This is a genomic window from Leclercia sp. (genome assembly GCF_036780805.1).
Taxonomy (GTDB): domain Bacteria; phylum Pseudomonadota; class Gammaproteobacteria; order Enterobacterales; family Enterobacteriaceae; genus Enterobacter.
In genome coordinates, this window is record NZ_DAIQCE010000010.1 from 52,398 (window position 1) to 72,485 (window position 20,088).

A 20,088-nucleotide genomic window follows, 5' to 3' on the forward strand; every position below is an offset into this window, starting at 1 on the left:
AAAACGGGGATCCAGAGCACACCGCGCTGTACCGCCCGGAAGTGCGCTTGGCGTACGCGGAGCGGCAACAACGGGCCCACTGTCAGCCGGGCCATGAACCGGTGCTGAAGTCACTCCGTTATGGCGGTTCGCCCGGACGGTATTTATGAAGCATACGCTGAAGCCAGTGGAGTTCCCCGGCACGTACGGAAGCCCTGTCAGGTAAAGCCATGCCCTCCCGGATTTACCGGTGTAGTCCTGTCCGGGCAGCGCAGGAGACAGCCCGCAATGCATGACTGCCGTTATAACCCTTTAATCAGATCCGCCAGATAACCGTTACTGACGCAGGATAAAAGGAATCTGGCGTTGCTGTTGTGATTGTGGTGCCGGTAATAAAGCGACCGGATTTCATTATATTTTCCCTCTGCCAAAAGGTTCTGCAGTTCCGCGTGCCGGGCCGCATGGTAAGCCAACCACCGGATATGCCCGGCCAGGTTATGTTCACGATCGACACGGGATTCTATCTGGCTCATGACAGCTGTCAGTTCGCTATCGGATGCAGCAGAGATAAGCGCTCCCGCAGCTTCATGATGCTGCTGCAGTTTAAGGCAACTGCTCCGCAGAAAACTGAGGTCCTTCAGTTGCCCCGGAACGCCGTTATCATAAAGGCGTAAGCCCTCATGCCAGACACACCAGGCGACGTGCTTATAAAGCGATTGCATATCCACAGACATAGTGCTCCGGTCGCGCCCGTTAAAATTAATATATGCGCCATGCGGCGGGAAAAATCAGTACTACGTACGCCTGAAAAAGCCCCGGCGGTCCCGAAAATAGCAGATTAAGCATGTGCTCCCGCTTATTTCAGATAAAAAACACCTGCCGGCATTTATGAGTATTTGCGAAGGGAACGTTATATATCCTGTACTGAAGCGGAGCCTGAGGTGAGAATTTGTGACTCAGGGAGTGATTTCCTGTAGGGCTGTACGTTATCCTGTCAAAGCATTTTCTTTATAATATATATTATTTAGTAATGTAACTATTGTGAATCGCAAGGAGTTGATGCTTTTCAGCCCGGATAATGCAGGAGAAAAATATGCCCTCCATACTGCTGTTTATTGAGGATCATGCACCTCGTCGTCTGGAGATAAGCGAATTCAGGACGCGTATAAGCTATTTGTACCCTGACAATGTGGCACGGGAATTACCCGTAAAAGTGATTTTCGGCACATTTTTAGACGGTAAAGGCAGCGCCGTACTGGTTGCTGCCGACAGGCTGGTCACACGCGATGAAATAGCCAGGGCGCACAGGCGTCTCATCGCCTGGCCGGATTTAGCGAAAACAGGCTGACCGGGTCCCGGCGAAAGGCCGGGTAAACCTTTTATAATAAGCGTATGCAACGTGGCAGCTCTGAAAGAGTCCTGTTCATTAAAGCCGACAATCCAGGCTACTTTTTTGGAGATAGCCTGCCGGGTTGCCCGTAACAGAAACAGTAAGCCAGCCCCCGACGGGACCCGAAGTAAAGTCCCCCGGTCCGGCAACGCCGCGACCGGCTGCAGAATTGCCAGGGTTTATGAAGAAATTAAAGCCCGAGGCGCAAATTTCATAGATACGGCTTTCTGAACGTTCTTTATGTGAAGCTCCTGTCAGAGAACAGGAGAAGATACCCATAACTAAACTCCGGGGGCATATATACTTATACCGGGCGAAGTTTCCGTAAATCCTAACCCTCCCTTCAGGATAAAAAATGGAAGATGAACTGAAATTATTAAACAGCATCCACGACTTACGGGCAGCAGCCCGCGAAATGCCCCTGGAATTTCTGGAGATGGCGCTGAAAAAATTCAGGCTCGTTGTGAGGGAACGCCGGGAAAAGGAGTCAGCCCGGCAAAAAGTGCAGGATGAGCGTAATGAGAGACTGGAGAAGCTACGCCTGCTGCTACCTGAAAAAGGCATCGATCCGGCAGAACAGGTAGCCAGCCCAGAAAGCGATAATAAGTCTGTAAAAGTACGGACTCCCCGTATGGCCAGATATCGATATCAAAATGAAAACGGCAAAACCAGAACCTGGACGGGACAGGGACGAATGCCAAAGGTCATTGCGGAGCAGCTGGCTGCAGGCAAGTCACTGGATGATTTTCTTGTCTGACCAGGCCTGAATCAGTTATTTGCCTGTCTCAGTGTCGGAAAAAATCCGACAGGCATCTCCGTCCATCCTGCTGTATATCAGGGATATATACCGGTTAACATCAGTGGGCGGTTAGAGATAATGATAAAAGACCTGCAATAATGTTCCTGAGACTCCTTGCATGGTTTTTGCTTTTCCCGAAATTACAGGTGAATCCCCGCGCCCCGGCTTCTTAATTTTCTTCTCTAATCAAACTGATATGTCATTCAGATATGCCTGTTTCTGCTAAGTCTGTAATGCTGATTTACCGGAGGCCCGGGCAGTAATGTCAGGGAAATAAATTCTATAATGAAGGGGCGGAAATAACAGGGATCCAAAAAGTGCCAGTACCCGACATCTGAGTGGCACTGGCCAAAATCTGAACCATATTATTAGAAGGAGATTATAGTAATTTAAGTCAGGGATATTCCAGCCCCATTTTTTCATGTTGTCAGTACATGACTGAAAATGCGTTATATTCTTCTGATTAAGAAATATCTCAAAATAATACCGGTACTTTCAGTGTTAAATTATTTCACAGCAGGCAGACAAGGCGCTTAAATTCCGGTTATCAGGCATGCTAAACCGGGCGTTCTGATTCTGGATGCCCGCGCACAGTTAACGCTGTGTGCGACCTGTAAAAATGACGCCTGTGTCCGGAAAAACAAGCGAAAGCGGGAAGGGTTGTATGCCGCTCCTGGCTGTCTGCTCTGCCATGCCATGGAGAGGCAGAGAAGGGATCCCGGGCGTCCGGGCCTGCTTCATGAAAACCTGACCCGGCAGGGCTGACGGACCCGGCTATAGACCGCTTACCGGAACATGCCGTGCTTCAGGAAGCCAGTGATTTCAGATGAACTCGCCTTCGCCGCGGTAAGGGGCTGGCAGCAATACCGGACAAACGCATTGTCCGCCTGAGCCTTCCTGCCGTTAATTTCCGGCTGTATGTTTATTTTTTCTGATGACGGCCCGTCTGAAAAACAAACAGTTCTTCCACAGCACCCTGCAGCATGCGCGTTTCAGCTGCGTGTGACGAAACACCGCTGTGCTGAACAGCAAAAGCCTCATTAATTTCATTCTTCAGTTGCGCACGAACGTTATCATCCAGCCGCATGAGGATGGCAGTAACAACGATATTCAGCGCTTCAGCCTGAATAATAAGTTCTTTTTCAGACTCATGCTGCTCCGCAATAGTATTAACCAGCTCCGCCAGTAATGCCCTCATATTTAATTCCCTGTGCAAGACAACATGAAGCAAATGTATAGCATGTTTTTATTCAGGGTGGGTCTGACCACTTACCCTGACCGGCAGACCTGTAAAAAAATATGCGTCCGCTCGCATAACCCGTCAGACTGAATACAGCGACGGCACGGGATCCATGCGCCGGGTCACACCCTCAGGATGGTTTATGCTTATCAGGACCATGACTGTTTACTGAAACTAATTCCAAGGAGAGACGTATGTTAACTCAAGAGCAGAAGCAACTGGTTAAAGATACCGTCCCGGTGCTCAAGGAAAATGGCGTTGCGTTAACGGATTACTTCTATAAAAGGATGTTACGTAATAACCCTGATTTACAGGAAGTTTTTAACATGGGGCATCAGCGCAGTGGCGCCCAGGCGAAAGCTCTGGCAGGCGCGGTGCTTGCCTATGCAGAAAATATTGACGACCCCGGGGTGCTGGCGCCGGTCATTGAGCTGATTTGCCACAAACACGTGAGCCTGAATATTAAGGCCCCGGATTACAGTATCGTCGGTGAGAATTTACTTTATTCCATCAGCGAAGTGCTTTCCGTCCCGATGGAGAGCCCGCTAATCAGCGCCTGGGGTGCCGCGTATCAGGATCTGGCCGAAATATTTATCGGGGCCGAGAAAAGACTTTACGATGAACGCCGTAACACGCCCGGCAGCTGGCTGGGCTGGCGCACCTTCACCGTCAGCAGGAAAGTAAAGGAAAGCGAGGAGATCACGTCTTTTTATCTGAAGCCCGAAGACGGACAGGCCCTGCCTGATTACCGGCCGGGACAGTACGTGACGCTGCGCGTCCTGGTTCCTGAACTGGGCCTGAAGCAGCCGCGACAGTACAGCTTATCCGCCAGGCCCGGGGCTGACTACCTGCGTATTTCCGTGAAACGCGAAGATCCGCGTAAGGAAGGGCAGGACCCGGGTTACGTCTCATCAACGCTCCATAATGCCGTCAGTGAAGGCGACACGGTGGAACTGAGCGCCCCGGCGGGCAACTTCTTTTTATTAAATCCCGAAGTGGACAATGTGCTTATCAGTGCGGGCGTCGGCCTGACGCCCATGATGTCCATGACCCATCATCTTCTGGCAGAAATAGCCGATCCGAATACTTCCCTGAAAGCGGACCACGCGGCACAGTCTCAGGACAGGAAGCAAATATTTTTCCTCCATGCGGCCCGCAGTTCCGACGTCCATGCCCTGCGCGAGGAGCTGGGTGCCCTCGCTGAGCAGAACAGCAACTTGCATATTTTTATTGCCTATGAACAGGTAAAGGAAACTGAGGTGCGCGGGGAAGATTACCATGTGCTGGGCCGGCTCGATCTCAGCGCTGTGCCGGCGGAATACCTGCCCGAAGACGCCGACTATTACCTGTGCGGCCCGGTTCCGTTTATGCATGAACAGTACCGTTCCCTGCTGGCGCTGGGCATTGCGAAAGAGCGCATCCACAGTGAAGCCTTTGGTACGGGAGGGGTGGGTATCTGAGCCCGGGATGAAACAGATTGCGGGGGGCCTTCGGCCCCCTTTGTAACCGGCAGGAATGTCTGCCAGCACGTTTTACAGGGCTTGCTTCCCACGGCGAGGCCGCCGCTTACCATGTCCTGTTCCCCCCTTCCGGCATTTTGAAACCTTCTGCAACAAAACATAAGTCCGTTGTGTCTGCACCTGCTGCAGGCAGAGATCCGACTCTGCCTTTTTTCGGATCCCGGATGACAAAACGCATGATATTTCCTGTAAATGCAATTATTCATAACATTTATATTCATATATGTTAAAAGTGCGAAATTAGCATCAGTTGTTGGTTATTATTAAGATTTCAGCAACAAACCGTATCCCACCCGCTTCGTTAAAAAAACCGAAGGTCATCAGAAGCGCTCACTGATCGTTCCGGGCTGAGACGGTGGCAGCGTCACGGGTAATGTCTCTATTTTATTGGTCGTGAGGAAGGCCGGATAATGGCCAAACTAAGAAGCCATAGCATTGGGGGCAGCCTGCTGATCTGGTATGATCGAGCAGAGGCTCATCTCAATGAGCAATCCCCGCAACAAATTTTTTCGGGGTGCAACAGACCCTTTAGTGTCCAGGCCTGAAAAAAAAGAAAGCACGGTCTCTGAGAGACTACGGTCCTTACGCAACCATACCGGTTAGCGAGCTTTATATTTTCATTATGACTATCTGTATAACAGGGGAATGAATGTGATTAAAAAAATATGCGAAGTGATTGATGGAGAGTATGTCTGTGACATTGATATCAGTGTGGAAGAATGGAAAACTTTATTAACAAATGATAAAGTTTTTGACACAAAAAGTATTGCAGCGTTAAAAAAATGGTTTATTGAGCCAAATCATTCCTGCACATGCTTCGATATTGGTAAGAAGTACGACCTGCACAGCATGAGTGCTAATGGAGTCATAAACGGACTGGGTGGCAGAGTTCAAAAAGAACTTGGTAGATTCGAGGTTAAAGGTGTCGGAAATATCGCATCCGGTACAAAATTCATTACCGTAATGAAGAGTAAAGAAATCGGCGGAAAACCCAAAAGAAACTTATGGACAATTCGTGAGGAACTTGTTCAGGCAATTAACGAACTGGATTTTTTTGGTACAACAGAAATGGCCAGCAGTGAGTATTACTCTGACGATGAGTTGATCAATGCCATAGAGAAAAGTAATATCTTTGACAACGTTCAGACGTTTGAATATACAGGGGAAGCCAAACCAAAGAAAAATGCAATAGAAGTAAAAAATGGCCTCTCGTATCCCAGGAGTAAAGGCGTATCCCAAAATGCGCTGAATAAAGCAGGTTACAGATGTGAAGTCGATAGTGACCACCCAACATTCAGAAGGCGAAATTCATCCTTAAATTACACAGAACCTCATCACATTGTACCTATGTCCAGGCAAGATGCTTTTGACACATCTCTTGATGTTGAAGAAAATATCATATCTCTGTGTTGCAATTGCCATAAACAAATTCACCTTGGTCAGGGTTATGAAGATATGCTGAAAGAAATATACACTGCGCGAAAAAGGTTATTAAAAAAAGTTGGTATTGATATATCACTGGAAAACTTGATTCTTTATTACAAAATGGAAAGTAAGTGAGATTCAAACGAGAGTGATACCTTCGTTTTATTGGTCGGGATGAACAGCAGATGATGTTTCCGGCAAGTATCGGGTCCAGAAACTTTCTGTTAAAAAAGAGGTAAAAGTAGTCTTGAGCCCTGACTGCGAATTGCCATTGCGCATGACCAGAGAACAGGACGAACCCCTGCCAAACCCAGGCATGAGAAACACCTTTAAAACATAGGCTTAATTAAAATCAGCAATTCCCATCGAAATAATAAGCAAGCAGAATTGGCTCAGGTGAATTTCACTCGGTGCAGTGCATGCGTTGGGGGGGGTAAAAGGAAAAACCCGAAATGAATCGGGTTTTGATTAATTAACGATTAACAGGTTCCCGTGCCCGGGAACACTCTGACTGTACGCGCAATATATTATTTCCGCAATCATTATTTTTGATTACCAAGCCATTTATTCATCTGCTCAATTTCACCTTTTTGAGCTTTAATGATGTCCTGCGCGAGCTTTCTCATTTCCGGATCTTTTCCGTATTTTAGCTCGGTCTCAGCCATTGCTATTGCCCCTTCATGGTGTGCTACCATGCCTTTCGCAAAAGCCTTGTCGGGATCGGACTCTTTTACAGCGGCCATCATTTTGTCATGCATACCTTTCATGCCGGACATATATTCCTGTGACGATGCCGATGAGGATATATCTGACATTTTCATTTCTGAATGTTCTGCGGAAATCGCTGGCAGGGATAACATCAGTATAACAAAAAGCGAATTTGTGATTTTCATATAATAAACCCTTTCAGATGGTTACCGGATAAGTTTAGCTGAGTCAGACAAAAAAGCCCCCTGAAGGGGGCAAAAAATAACAACATATCCGTATAAGGGACAATCTATCAAGGAAAGGGTAACCGCACGGAAACTTCAGTTGTCATCAGCCCGCATTGATCATGCGGCGGTGTGCATCAGCCATAGCCTGATGGGGGCCGGACTGACCGTTATTCGTAAATTCATGGGCAACAGCTGCTCTTTCATGTTCATTCATCGCCGCAAACGAAGTCGCCGGACGGGAAGCGTTAACGGTGCCAGTTCCCATCATCTTCTGATGACTTTCCGCCATTTTTTTATGTGCATCTGCTGAACCATTGTTCATGGTTTCATGAACAATAATAGCCTGTTCATGCTGATCCATACCGGCCATCCGTGGAGCTGCCCCCTGGATGGCGGCTGGAGTTGAAGAAGACTGCATCTGATGGGCCGGAGCCTGAGCATTATTGACACGCTCATGGATATTTACAGTTTCAGTGGCCCAGGCCGTAGAAATTAAGCTCAAACCTAACACTGATGCTAAGACGATATTTTTCATGGTAACTCTCCATTTCTGAATTAGTGATGTCCGTGAATTTCGATCTGTGTCCTCAGTAGTACAACTGACAACTCTACAGACCTTATTCCGCCGGGATGAGGCTTTAATACAACTCCTGGCTTGTGCTGATGCCGTGTATGGATGAAGTAATAACGCCTTCCTGATAAGTTGCACTAATTATATCGAATGGCTTCTGTTTGCTGCATGACAGGCTAATGACATCTTTGTCATTTAAATCTTTATTCTCAGTACTGGGTTTCCGGAATCATTTTCTCCAGTCTGGGCACGGATAGGATAAAACGAGTTGAACGTACGTCCGATTCCACCTGCACTCTTCCGTGATGTGCTTCCACGATGGACTTCACAATCGCAAGGCCGATGCCGCTGCCTTCTCCTTTTCGTTGTCTGGACGGATCTACCCGATAAAAACGGTCAAACAGCCTTGATAAATGCTCTTCAGGGATTGGTTTCCCCGGATTTTCAATCACAAGGTCAAAAAAGCTCTCCTGCTCTCTTATTGAGACGGTGATTGCCTGTCCCTCCGGGGTATAACGCAGGGCATTGGATAACAGATTATTGATCGCCCTTCTGAACATTTGTGGATCTCCCTCAACCAGGCAGGGCATCCCGTTAAATTTGAGCGTGATATTGCGTTCTTCGGCCCAGGCTTCGAAAAACTCGAAGACTTTCATGACTTCCGCTCTGAGGTCAAACATGACCCTGTCAGGTATCAGCTGATTATTATCTGCCTGTGCCAGGAACAGCATATCGCTGACCATTTTGGTCATCCGGTTATACTCTTCAAGACTGGAATAGAGGACATCCTCAAGTTCCCTCTGGGTTCGATCCTGACTCAGTGCGATTTCAGTCTGCGTCACCAGATTGGTGATGGGCGTTCTGATCTCATGCGCGATATCGGCAGAGAAATTGGCCTGGCGGGTAAAGACATCCTCAATCTTTCCAATCATATGATTGAACGAGATAACCAGTTGCTCCAGCTCAATGGGAACGCGTGTCGGTTCCAGTCGCGCATCAAGATTCTCGGAGGTGATGTTTTTAATGGCATTGCTGACATTACGAAGGGGCAGGTGCCCCTGACGGACAGCGATTCGAATGATCAGAACAATCAACAGGCTTATCACGACGGCAATCGCAATCAGGTTCTTTTTCAGCGCATCGAGGTAATGGAGATGGAAATTAATGGATAGGCCAGTCAGCATGACATAGTTCTGCTGTTTGCCCTGAAATATCGCCTGACCAGAGGAGGCGATAATCCTGTATGTTTCCATCTTCATTTCGGACCCGGTATCCATCGGTCCCGCAGGATCCTCCACCGTCCAGAGAAAGACATCCCGTGCGCGGCTGTGCTCGCTAAAATCTGCTGAATTCACTGCCGGGCGTAGTGCCGCCCCCTGAGCTGAGCTAAAGAGCACTTCACCCCTGGGATTGAGGAGCAAAAGGGCAACGTTGCGGTAGCTGGCAATTGATTCCTTTATTTTGCTTATTTTTTTATCATCCGGATCCACCGGGGACTGCAGTATACGGTTCAGTGTGGTGCTGATTTGTTGAAGATCGCTGACATCCTGCTCGGCAAAATGATTTTCAACAGAATGCAGCATAAACCAGGTGAAGGCGATAAAAGCCAGTATCGTGGACAGGCTGATAAAAAAGGTCAGCCGCAGAGCGAGTGAGAAAGGGCGTCTGGAAGGTTTGCTATGCATCCGGGACCTCCAGCATGTAGCCCACGCCCCGGACTGTCTGGATCAGCTTTGTCTCGTAATCGTTGTCTATTTTAGCGCGGAGTCGCTTTACTGCGACATCGATCGCATTAGTGTCGCTGTCAAAATTCATGTCCCAGACCTGAGAGGCAATCAGGGAGCGGGGAAGAACCTCTCCCTGATGGCGAATGAAAAATTCCAGCAGGCTGAACTCTTTACTGGTGAGCACAATGCGGTTTCCGGCGCGACTGACTTTTCTGGATACGAGATCAATCGAGAGGTCAGCCACCTTAAACTGGCTTTCCGTGATCATCGTGTTTCCCCGCCTCAGAAGGGTTCTCACCCGGGCGAGCAGTTCGGCAAACGCAAAGGGTTTAACCAGATAATCGTCCGCACCCAGTTCCAGTCCTTTGACCCTATGTTCGATCGTGCCGAGGGCTGTCAGCAGTAAGACCGGCATACCCTTTCCGGCAGTGCGCAGCATGCGGATGATATCCCAGCCGTTCACATCAGGTAGCATGATATCCAGAATGACTAAATCATACTCGGCTGTCATGGCGAGATGATATCCGGTAAGACCATTATCAGCGTGATCCACTACGAACCCTGCCTCTGTAAGCCCTTTGCTGAGATATTCACCTGTTTTAATTTCGTCTTCGACGATCAATATTTTCATCTTGCTCCCCGGCTGGCTGCTAATGTCATTCTATTGCGCCCACGATCGTTATCAACGGATTACAGCAAAAATGACAACATTGTCATTATCCTGTCACTCGGCAAACAGAGAGCGTTAGGTAAAGTACCCCTATCAATACTCTGGACTTCATTTGAACCATTTACCAGGTCTGCCTGGACGAGAAGCGTTATGTTCAAATTAAAATTACTCAGCATTAGCACGATATTCATCCTGGCAGGCTGCGTGTCGCTTGCGCCTGAATATCAGCGGCCCGCAGCACCGGTACCCCAGCAGTTTTCACTGTCCCATAACAGCCTGACGCCAGCGGTAAATGGCTATCAGGATACGGGCTGGCGTAACTTTTTTGTCGATCCCCAGGTTACCCGGTTGATCGGTGAAGCTCTGACTAATAACCGTGATTTGAGAATGGCTGCCCTGAAGGTTGAAGAGGCCCGAGCCCAGTTCAACGTCACGGATGCAGATCGTTATCCCCAGCTGAATGCCTCATCCGGGATAACATACAGCGGTGGTCTGAAAGGTGACAAGCCGACCACACAGGAGTACGACGCGAGACTGGAGCTCAGCTATGAGCTCGATTTTTTCGGCAAACTTAAGAACATGAGTGATGCTGACCGCCAGAACTACTTTGCCAGCGAAGAAGCCCGTCGGGCCGTACACATCCTGCTGGTCTCCAACGTTTCACAGAGCTATTTCAGCCAGCAACTGGCGTACGAACAACTCCGTATTGCGCGGGAAACGCTGAAAAATTATGAACAGTCCTATGCTTTCGTTGAGCAACAGCTCGTGACCGGGAGTACGAACGTTCTGGCACTTGAACAGGCGAGAGGACAAATCGAAAGTACCCGCGCCGAAATAGCCAAACGAGAAGGCGATCTGGCTCAGGCAAACAATGCCCTGCAACTGGTGCTGGGAACGTACCGCGCACTTCCGTCAGAAAAAGGGATGAAAGGCGGGGAGATCGCACCAGTAAAATTGCCACCAAATCTATCTTCACAAATTTTGCTGCAGCGACCGGATATTATGGAAGCGGAATATCAGCTGAAAGCGGCTGATGCCAATATTGGCGCAGCGCGAGCGGCCTTTTTCCCCTCCATTACCCTGACCAGTGGTCTTTCCGCAAGCAGTACGGAGCTGTCCAGCCTGTTTACGTCAGGAAGTGGAATGTGGAATTTTATCCCTAAAATTGAAATTCCTATTTTTAATGCTGGCAGGAATAAAGCCAATCTGAAGCTGGCTGAAATTCGCCAGCAACAATCGGTGGTTAATTACGAACAAAAAATTCAGTCAGCCTTTAAGGATGTTTCCGACACGCTTGCGCTGCGCGACAGCCTTAGCCAGCAACTTGAGTCACAGCAGCGTTATCTTGATTCACTTCAGATAACTCTCCAGCGTGCCAGAGGATTATATGCAAGTGGTGCTGTCAGTTACATCGAAGTGCTGGATGCAGAACGTTCCCTCTTCGCTACGCAGCAAACCATTCTCGATCTTACCTATTCCCGACAGGTTAACGAAATTAATCTGTTTACCGCGCTGGGTGGCGGTTGGGTAGAGTAAATTTATTTAATTAATCAGGAAATTAAAAATGCGTAATTCACTTAAAGCCGTTTTATTTGGTGCCTTCTCTGTCATGTTTTCTGCCGGTCTTCATGCTGAAACACATCAGCATGGCGATATGAATGCTGCCAGTGATGCTTCGGTACAGCAGGTTATCAAGGGCACCGGTGTCGTTAAAGACATTGATATGAATAGTAAAAAGATTACCATTTCGCACGAAGCAATCCCTGCTGTGGGCTGGCCTGCAATGACCATGCGCTTCACTTTTGTTAATGCAGACGACGCTATCAATGCCCTGAAAACCGGCAACCATGTCGATTTCTCGTTTATTCAGCAGGGCAATATCTCCTTACTCAAAAGCATTAACGTTACGCAATCCTGATTATCAGTCCGGAGCGAATACATCCAGTGCGCCTGAACATTCATTAAGGGATTACTGTGAATGAATGATCGGGCGCATATGCCAGGTGTTTTGATTTTTCAGCGAGAAATTGTATGGCTTCTTTAAAGATAAAATATGCTGCAATAATTATCAGCAGCCTCATAGCAGGAGGGCTGATATCGGTTACTGCCTGGCAGTATGTAAACTCATCACAAAAAACAGTACAAACCGAACAAAAGGCACCGGAGCGAAAGGTACTTTTCTGGTATGACCCGATGAAACCGGATACCAAATTTGATAAACCCGGAAAATCTCCCTTTATGGATATGGACCTGGTGCCAAAATATGCTGATGAAAGCGGCGATAAAAGCAGTGGCGGGATCCGTATCGATCCAACGCAGGTTCAGAATCTGGGATTAAAAACGCAAAAAGTCACGCGAGGAATGCTGAATTATTCTCAGACAATCCCGGCTAATGTCAGTTACAACGAGTATCAGTTTGTCATTGTGCAGGCGCGCTCTGACGGTTTCGTCGAAAAAGTGTATCCCCTGACGATTGGCGATCATGTGAAGAAAGGCACTCCGCTTATCGATATCACCATTCCTGAATGGGTTGAGGCACAAAGTGAGTTCCTGCTGTTATCCGGTACAGGCGGTACGTCAACCCAGATAAAAGGGGTTCTGGAGCGACTTCGTCTGGCTGGTATGCCGGAAGAGGATATTCAAAGGCTGCGTTCAACCCGCACAATCCAGACCCGTTTTACCATTAAAGCACCTATTGATGGTGTCATTACTGCGTTTGACCTGCGCACCGGAATGAATATTTCGAAAGATAAAGTAGTGGCTCAGATTCAGGGGATGGACCCGGTCTGGATCAGCGCTGCAGTGCCAGAATCTATCGCATATCTGCTGAAAGATACGTCGCAGTTTGAAATTTCGGTACCGGCTTATCCGGATAAAACATTCCATGTCGAAAAATGGAACATTCTTCCCAGCGTGGATCAGACAACCCGTACGCTTCAGGTCCGTCTCCAGGTTTCTAATAAGGATGAGTTTCTCAAGCCGGGCATGAATGCCTATCTGAAACTGAATACCAGGAGCCAGGAGATGCTGCTGATACCAAGCCAGGCCGTTATCGATACCGGCAAAGAACAGCGCGTGATTACTGTTGATGATGAAGGCAAGTTTGTGCCGAAACAGATCCACGTTCTGCATGAATCACAGCAACAGTCCGGCATTGGCTCCGGCCTGAATGAAGGCGATACCGTGGTGGTCAGTGGCCTGTTCCTCATTGACTCCGAAGCCAATATTACGGGCGCGCTGGAACGTATGCGCCACCCTGAAAAAACAGAAAACAGTATGCCAGCAATGTCTGAGCAGCCTGTAAATATGCATTCAGGGCACTGAGGAGACGACGATGATTGAATGGATTATCCGGCGCTCTGTCGCCAACCGTTTCCTGGTCATGATGGGCGCACTGTTTCTCAGCATCTGGGGCACATGGACGATAATTAACACGCCGGTCGATGCGCTGCCTGACCTGTCAGATGTGCAGGTCATTATTAAAACCAGCTATCCCGGACAGGCCCCGCAGATTGTAGAAAACCAGGTCACCTATCCGCTTACCACCACCATGCTGTCCGTACCTGGCGCAAAAACCGTGCGTGGCTTTTCACAGTTCGGTGATTCGTATGTGTATGTCATTTTTGAAGACGGCACCGATCTGTACTGGGCCCGTTCGCGCGTGCTGGAATACCTGAATCAGGTTCAGGGCAAACTGCCTGCGGGTGTGAGCTCTGAAATCGGCCCGGACGCCACGGGAGTGGGCTGGATATTTGAATATGCCCTTGTCGATCGCAACGGAAAACACGACCTTTCAGAACTGCGCTCTCTGCAGGACTGGTTCCTGAAATTTGAGCTGAAAACCATCCCGAACGTGGCTGAGGTCGCTTCGGTTGGCGGCGTGGTGAAACAGTACCAGATTCAGGTCAATCCGGTAAAACTGTCCCAGTACGGTATCAGCCTGCCCGAAGTGAAACAGGCACTTGAATCGTCTAACCAGGAGGCCGGTGGCTCATCCGTTGAAATGGCCGAAGCGGAGTATATGGTCCGTGCCAGCGGTTATCTTCAGAGCATTGATGATTTTAATAACATCGTCCTGAAAACAGGTGAGAACGGCGTGCCGGTTTATCTGCGGGATGTTGCCCGCGTGCAGACCGGGCCCGAAATGAGGCGTGGTATTGCCGAGCTGAACGGCCAGGGAGAAGTCGCTGGCGGCGTGGTGATCCTGCGGTCGGGTAAAAATGCGCGCGACGTTATCACGGCAGTGAGGGATAAACTGGAGACGCTGAAGGCCAGCCTGCCGGAAGGCGTTGAAATCGTGACCACCTACGATCGCAGCCAGTTAATCGACCGGGCGATTGATAACCTCAGTTCCAAACTTCTGGAAGAGTTTATCGTGGTGGCCATCGTCTGTGCTCTGTTCCTGTGGCACGTACGTTCTGCCCTGGTGGCGATTATCTCTCTGCCGCTTGGCCTGTGTATCGCCTTTATCGTCATGCACTTCCAGGGACTGAACGCCAATATCATGTCGCTGGGAGGGATAGCGATTGCCGTCGGTGCGATGGTGGATGCCGCCATTGTGATGATTGAAAATGCGCACAAACGGCTTGAGGAGTGGGATCATCAGCATCCGGGTGAGCAGATTGACAACGCCACCCGCTGGAAGGTGATTACCGACGCCTCCGTGGAAGTGGGACCCGCGTTGTTCATTAGCCTGCTGATCATCACCCTGTCCTTTATTCCTATCTTTACCCTGGAAGGGCAGGAAGGTCGTCTGTTTGGCCCGCTGGCATTCACGAAAACGTACTCCATGGCGGGAGCGGCCGCACTGGCCATCATCGTCATTCCTATTCTGATGGGATTCTGGATCCGGGGGAAAATTCCTGCCGAGACAAGTAACCCCCTGAACCGGGTGCTGATCAAAGCGTATCATCCTTTGCTGCTGCGGGTCCTCCACTGGCCAAAAACAACCCTGCTGGTTGCGGCCTTGTCCATTTTCACGGTTATCTGGCCACTGAGTCAGGTGGGCGGTGAATTTCTGCCGAAGATTAACGAGGGCGATCTGCTGTATATGCCGTCGACCTTGCCTGGCGTCTCTCCGGCAGAAGCTGCAGCGCTCCTGCAGACAACAGACAAGTTAATCAAAAGCGTTCCTGAAGTGGCTTCTGTATTTGGCAAGACCGGTAAAGCAGAGACCGCAACGGATTCCGCGCCGCTCGAAATGGTGGAAACCACGATCCAGCTCAAACCTGAGGATCAGTGGCGTCCCGGCATGACAATTGACAAGATTATTGATGAACTCGACAGGACAGTCCGTTTACCGGGTCTGGCAAACCTCTGGGTGCCGCCTATCCGTAACCGTATTGATATGCTCTCAACCGGGATCAAAAGCCCGATAGGTATCAAAGTGTCCGGGACTGTTCTGTCCGATATCGACGCGACGGCGCAGAGTATCGAGGCGGTAACCAAAACGGTACCGGGTGTGGTGTCTGTCCTGGCTGAGCGACTGGAAGGTGGACGTTACATTGATGTGGACATTAACCGGGAAAAAGCTTCCCGGTACGGGATGACAGTAGGTGATGTCCAGCTGTTCGTCTCATCAGCCATCGGCGGTGCGACGGTAGGGGAAACGGTGGAAGGCGTGGCCCGGTACCCTATTAACATTCGTTACCCACAGGATTACCGCAACAGTCCGCAGGCGCTGAAACAGATGCCGATCCTGACCCCGATGAAGCAGCAGATCACACTGGGCGATGTTGCCGATATTAAAGTCGTTTCTGGACCAACCATGCTGAAAACCGAAAATGCCCGGCCAGCCAGCTGGATTTATGTTGATGCCCGCGGCAGGGACATGGTGTCGGTGGTTAACGACATTAAGACGGCCATCAGCGAGAAAGTGAAACTGAGACCGGGAACCAGTGTGGCATTCTCCGGACAGTTTGAACTGCTTGAGCATGCCAACAAGAAACTGAAGCTGATGGTGCCGATGACGGTGATGATCATTTTCATCCTGTTGTATCTGGCATTCCGCCGGGTTGACGAAGCCCTGCTGATCCTGATGAGCCTGCCGTTCGCCCTGGTTGGCGGAATATGGTTCCTGTACTGGCAGGGCTTCCATATGTCAGTGGCGACCGGAACCGGGTTTATCGCCCTGGCCGGGGTGGCAGCAGAGTTTGGCGTGGTCATGCTGATGTATCTGCGTCATGCCATTGAAGCGCACCCGGAATTGTCCCGTAAAGAGACGTTCACACCGGAAGGTCTTGATGAAGCCCTCTATCATGGTGCCGTACTGCGTGTCCGGCCGAAAGCCATGACCGTGGCGGTGATCATTGCGGGTCTGCTGCCAATACTCTGGGGAACCGGCGCAGGTTCAGAAGTCATGAGCCGTATTGCTGCGCCAATGATTGGTGGGATGATCACGGCTCCGCTGCTGTCCCTGTTCATTATTCCTGCCGCCTACAAATTAATCTGGCTGCGCAGACATAAAAAAAGCGTGTCATAACCCTGAAAGGGCGCCCCCAGTGGGCGTCCTTCTGCACTGATTCACCCTGACGTCAGGGTTTATATCGATAATATACAGAGGTGAGTATGAAAAAAGTGGTTCTAATGGCCCTGGCTCTCGGCCTGTCACTGCCTGCAATGGCGAGTGAAAAAGTCATTGATATGTACAAATCTGAAAACTGTGGCTGTTGTTCCCTGTGGGGCAAAGCGATGGAAAAAGACGGGTTCGAAGTGCGAACTCACGTCATGAATGATCAGGCGCTGTCAGCCCTGAAAGAAAAGCATGCTGTTCCTGCTGGACTACGAAGTTGTCATACCGCGGTTGTAGGTAATTTGATCATTGAAGGCCATGTGCCTGCGGCAACGATACATAAGGCCATGCAGTCTGGTTCGGGTATATACGGTCTCGCCACCCCCGGTATGCCAGCAGGAAGTCCGGGAATGGAGATGGGGGCCCGAAAAGAGGCTTACGATGTTATCGCATTCTCACCGGAGGGCAGTAAAAAAGTCTTCCAGCGAATCGAATAGTCAGCGGAACGGCTGATAACGGGACGCCGGCAGCAGGCACTCTTATGCCGGCGGCATTCGTGGTAATCGCATCCATGACATATCCTGAAGACAGAAAATGCTTCAGATATGCATAAGGAGAGTTACTGTGAAAAATGACAATGCAGTGGAACATAACAACCAGACTGCTTCTGAGCAGACATCATCCCCGGACGAGAGTCACGCATTGCATAAGGTGAGAGATCCCGTGTGCGGGATGGTCATCCTGCCTGACAAGGCGCACAGCAGCATTCGATACCAGGACCATCAGCTTTATTTCTGCTCCGCCAGCTGTGAGAGCAAATTTAAAGCCCATCCCGATCATTATTTTACCGAAGATGCCAGTGAACATCACCATCACCACGACCACCATGAAGTCAGCCCTGATAAGATAAAACAGTCTCACCGCCAGGCGGAGAAAGAGATTTCTGAAGGTGTGTGGACATGTCCGATGCATCCGGAGATACGCCGTAGTGGTCCCGGAAGCTGTCCTGTCTGTGGAATGGCACTGGAGCCGCTCGTAGCTACGGCATCCACGGGGACGAGTGATGAACTTCGCGACATGACAAGACGCTTCTGGCTGGGGTTGTTGCTGGCGTTTCCGGTTCTGGTACTCGAAATGGGATCTCATCTGTTTCCCGACTTGAGGAATACAGTACCGCCACAGTACAACACATGGCTGCAGCTGCTTCTGGCCTCCCCTGTCGTGTTGTGGTGTGGCTGGCCATTCTTCGCCCGGGCCGTAATGTCGTTACGTAACCGCTCCCTGAATATGTTTACCCTTGTTGCAATGGGGACCGGCGTAGCCTGGGTTTACAGCGTCATTGCAACCGTCTTCCCCTCCTGGTTTCCTGCATCGTTCAGAAACATGGATGGCCTGGTGGCCGTTTATTTTGAAGCCGCAGCAGTTATTACGGTGCTTGTTCTGCTGGGACAGGTTCTTGAGCTGCGGGCACGGGAACAAACCTCAGGCGCCATTACTGCGCTTCTGAACCTTGCCCCCAAAACCGCCAGACGGCTGGATCATGACGGTCATGAAACGGATATTAATGCGGAAGATGTCCTGCCTGGCGATAAGCTCCGCATCAGACCTGGAGAGAGTATTCCGGTCGACGGTATCGTGGTCGAAGGCAAAACAACCGTTGATGAATCGATGGTGACCGGGGAATCTATGCCTGTTACCAAAACGGAGGGTGACCCTGTCATCGGGGGGACCATTAATCAGACAGGTAGTCTTATCATCCGTGCAGAGAAAGTCGGTGATGAAACGATGCTCTCACGAATTGTTCAGATGGTCGCTGATGCACAGCGTTCGCGGGCCCCCATCCAGAGAATGGCTGACAGCGTTTCAGGCTGGTTTGTTCCTCTGGTGATACTTATCGCGGTTGTTGCTTTCATGATCTGGTCTGTCTGGGGGCCCGAGCCCAGGATGGCGCACGGTCTCATTGCGGCTGTGTCGGTCCTGATTATTGCCTGTCCCTGCGCGCTGGGGCTGGCCACGCCGATGTCGATAATGGTGGGGGTGGGCAAAGGCGCCCAGGCCGGGGTGTTAATCAAGAATGCCGAAGCCCTTGAGCGTCTTGAAAAAGTGGACACGCTGGTTGTCGACAAAACAGGCACGCTCACGGAAGGTTCGCCGACGGTGACAGGGATTATCAGTCTCAATCCGGGTGGGGAAACATCTCTTTTGCGTGTAACGGCCGCAGTGGAAAAAGGCTCGCAGCATCCGCTGGGTATGGCAGTAGTTAAAGCAGCACAGGAAAAGGGGATCGCAATACCCGCAGTCACTCATTTCAATGCGCCGTCGGGTAAAGGTGTCTCAGGCGATGTCGAAGGTCAACGGGTTGTTATTGGTAATGAACTGGCTATGCAGGAAAACAGTATCGTTATTGATAATCAAAAGGCCGTTGCGGATACGTTGCGGATGGAAGGCGCTACCGTTATCTATGTGGCCACAGACGGGCACCTTGCAGGCCTGATAGCTATCTCGGATCCCGTGAAAGCAACCACGCCGGATGCGCTTAAAGCTTTGCGTCAGGCGGGGATCCGCATCGTTATGCTCACCGGGGATAACCAGCTTACCGCTGAAGCAGTCGCACGGAAACTGGGAATAGATGAGGTTGAAGCCGGGATTCTGCCGGATGGCAAAAAAGCAGTGATAACCCGACTGAAAGCGTCTGGCCATGTGGTTGCGATGGCCGGAGACGGTGTGAATGATGCCCCGGCGCTGGCAGCGGCTGACGTGGGTATAGCCATGGGAACGGGTACAGATGTGGCAATTGAAAGTGCCGGAGTCACCCTTCTCAAAGGCGACTTGATGATACTGAACAGGGCCCGTCATCTGTCAGAAATCACCATGAAAAATATCCGACAGAATCTGTTTTTTGCATTTATCTACAACGCACTTGGCGTGCCTGTGGCTGCAGGTCTGCTTTATCCTGTGTATGGAATACTGCTGTCGCCAGTTATTGCGGCGGCGGCCATGGCTCTTTCCTCCGTCAGCGTCATTGTGAATGCGTTGCGTCTGAAAAGTGTCAGGCTCGGGAAATAACACTGAGTGAAGGGGCTGTTACGAACAGAAGGAGTCCAGTATGAAAAGTACCACCTATGCGCTTATTGCTGTCGCCGCGATCGCGGCATTTGCCCTCCTGCGCGAACACTGGTCACATGTGGCAGGTTACTGGCCATATCTGTTATTGCTGGTCTGCCCGCTAATGCATCTTTTCCACGGCCACGGAGGGCATGGAGATCATCAACATCAAGGAAGTGAAAACGATAAAAAAAATTAATCCGGCAGACGGGGCCG

At 50.2% G+C, this 20,088-nt stretch carries 17 protein-coding genes; 11 read left to right on the plus strand and 6 right to left on the minus strand.

Annotated elements, in window-relative coordinates; genetic code table 11:
• Positions 1 to 281: 281 nt before the first annotated feature.
• Positions 282 to 713, minus strand: a complete 432-nt coding sequence (locus tag V7Q49_RS18740) for a hypothetical protein (RefSeq protein WP_204231759.1) — start codon at positions 711 to 713, stop codon at positions 282 to 284.
• A 359-nt stretch (positions 714 to 1,072) separates the two neighbouring features.
• Here V7Q49_RS18740 and V7Q49_RS18745 point away from each other — a divergent pair, with 359 nt between their 5' ends.
• Together V7Q49_RS18745 and V7Q49_RS18750 are read left to right on the plus strand one after the other, a co-directional pair.
• Complete coding sequence (locus V7Q49_RS18745) at positions 1,073 to 1,327, plus strand: hypothetical protein (RefSeq protein WP_032611744.1); 255 nt, start codon at positions 1,073 to 1,075, stop codon at positions 1,325 to 1,327.
• A gap of 397 nt (positions 1,328 to 1,724) precedes the next feature.
• Positions 1,725 to 2,126 (plus strand): H-NS family histone-like protein, encoded by a 402-nt coding sequence (locus V7Q49_RS18750; protein ID WP_032611705.1) that lies wholly within the window; start codon positions 1,725 to 1,727, stop codon positions 2,124 to 2,126.
• Positions 2,127 to 3,090: 964 nt separating this feature from the next.
• On the opposite strand, the gene V7Q49_RS18755 is transcribed toward V7Q49_RS18750, so the two are convergent.
• Complete coding sequence (locus tag V7Q49_RS18755) at positions 3,091 to 3,366, minus strand: sigma-S stabilization anti-adapter protein IraP (RefSeq protein WP_077227709.1); 276 nt, start codon at positions 3,364 to 3,366, stop codon at positions 3,091 to 3,093.
• Between the two features lie 236 nt (positions 3,367 to 3,602).
• Here V7Q49_RS18755 and hmpA point away from each other — a divergent pair, with 236 nt between their 5' ends.
• Both hmpA and V7Q49_RS18765 read left to right on the plus strand, forming a co-directional pair.
• Positions 3,603 to 4,868, plus strand: coding sequence for an NO-inducible flavohemoprotein (gene hmpA / locus V7Q49_RS18760; RefSeq protein ID WP_262660951.1), 1,266 nt, complete (start codon positions 3,603 to 3,605; stop codon positions 4,866 to 4,868).
• A 711-nt stretch (positions 4,869 to 5,579) separates the two neighbouring features.
• Positions 5,580 to 6,488 (plus strand): HNH endonuclease, encoded by a 909-nt coding sequence (locus V7Q49_RS18765; protein WP_007374408.1) that lies wholly within the window; start codon positions 5,580 to 5,582, stop codon positions 6,486 to 6,488.
• 407 nt (positions 6,489 to 6,895) lie between these two features.
• Here the strand turns inward: V7Q49_RS18765 and copM are convergent, their stop codons facing one another.
• The 4 genes from copM to silR form a co-directional block, all read right to left on the minus strand.
• Positions 6,896 to 7,246: a CopM family metallochaperone gene (gene copM, locus V7Q49_RS18770; RefSeq protein ID WP_007871800.1), complete on the minus strand. Its 351-nt coding sequence runs from the start codon at positions 7,244 to 7,246 to the stop codon at positions 6,896 to 6,898.
• A gap of 145 nt (positions 7,247 to 7,391) precedes the next feature.
• Entirely contained in the window at positions 7,392 to 7,823 is a 432-nt protein-coding gene (silE, locus tag V7Q49_RS18775) for a silver-binding protein SilE (protein ID WP_007374411.1), read from the minus strand.
• Between the two features lie 245 nt (positions 7,824 to 8,068).
• The gene (gene silS / locus V7Q49_RS18780; protein WP_007374412.1) at positions 8,069 to 9,544 is read right to left on the minus strand and encodes a copper/silver sensor histidine kinase SilS; all 1,476 of its coding nucleotides are present in this window, start codon (positions 9,542 to 9,544) and stop codon (positions 8,069 to 8,071) included.
• Entirely contained in the window at positions 9,537 to 10,217 is a 681-nt protein-coding gene (gene silR, locus V7Q49_RS18785) for a copper/silver response regulator transcription factor SilR (RefSeq protein WP_000697968.1), read from the minus strand. The genes silS and silR overlap by 8 nt, the downstream gene beginning before the upstream one ends.
• A gap of 189 nt (positions 10,218 to 10,406) precedes the next feature.
• Here silR and silC point away from each other — a divergent pair, with 189 nt between their 5' ends.
• The 7 genes from silC to V7Q49_RS18820 all read left to right on the plus strand — a co-directional run bounded on the left by silC (position 10,407) and on the right by V7Q49_RS18820 (position 20,071).
• Entirely contained in the window at positions 10,407 to 11,792 is a 1,386-nt protein-coding gene (gene silC / locus V7Q49_RS18790) for a Cu(+)/Ag(+) efflux RND transporter outer membrane channel SilC (protein WP_000475503.1), read from the plus strand.
• 28 nt (positions 11,793 to 11,820) lie between these two features.
• Entirely contained in the window at positions 11,821 to 12,174 is a 354-nt protein-coding gene (gene cusF / locus V7Q49_RS18795; RefSeq protein WP_001246153.1) for a cation efflux system protein CusF, read from the plus strand.
• 113 nt (positions 12,175 to 12,287) lie between these two features.
• Entirely contained in the window at positions 12,288 to 13,580 is a 1,293-nt protein-coding gene (gene silB, locus V7Q49_RS18800; RefSeq protein WP_042946269.1) for a Cu(+)/Ag(+) efflux RND transporter periplasmic adaptor subunit SilB, read from the plus strand.
• Between the two features lie 10 nt (positions 13,581 to 13,590).
• Positions 13,591 to 16,737 (plus strand): Cu(+)/Ag(+) efflux RND transporter permease subunit SilA, encoded by a 3,147-nt coding sequence (silA, locus tag V7Q49_RS18805; RefSeq protein WP_103793516.1) that lies wholly within the window; start codon positions 13,591 to 13,593, stop codon positions 16,735 to 16,737.
• Positions 16,738 to 16,823: 86 nt separating this feature from the next.
• The gene (locus tag V7Q49_RS18810) at positions 16,824 to 17,264 is read left to right on the plus strand and encodes a DUF411 domain-containing protein (RefSeq protein WP_002436620.1); all 441 of its coding nucleotides are present in this window, start codon (positions 16,824 to 16,826) and stop codon (positions 17,262 to 17,264) included.
• Between the two features lie 97 nt (positions 17,265 to 17,361).
• The gene (silP, locus tag V7Q49_RS18815; protein ID WP_139565663.1) at positions 17,362 to 19,833 is read left to right on the plus strand and encodes an Ag(+)-translocating P-type ATPase SilP; all 2,472 of its coding nucleotides are present in this window, start codon (positions 17,362 to 17,364) and stop codon (positions 19,831 to 19,833) included.
• A gap of 40 nt (positions 19,834 to 19,873) precedes the next feature.
• The gene (locus V7Q49_RS18820) at positions 19,874 to 20,071 is read left to right on the plus strand and encodes a DUF2933 domain-containing protein (protein WP_000843497.1); all 198 of its coding nucleotides are present in this window, start codon (positions 19,874 to 19,876) and stop codon (positions 20,069 to 20,071) included.
• The last annotated feature ends 17 nt before the right edge of the window (positions 20,072 to 20,088 follow it).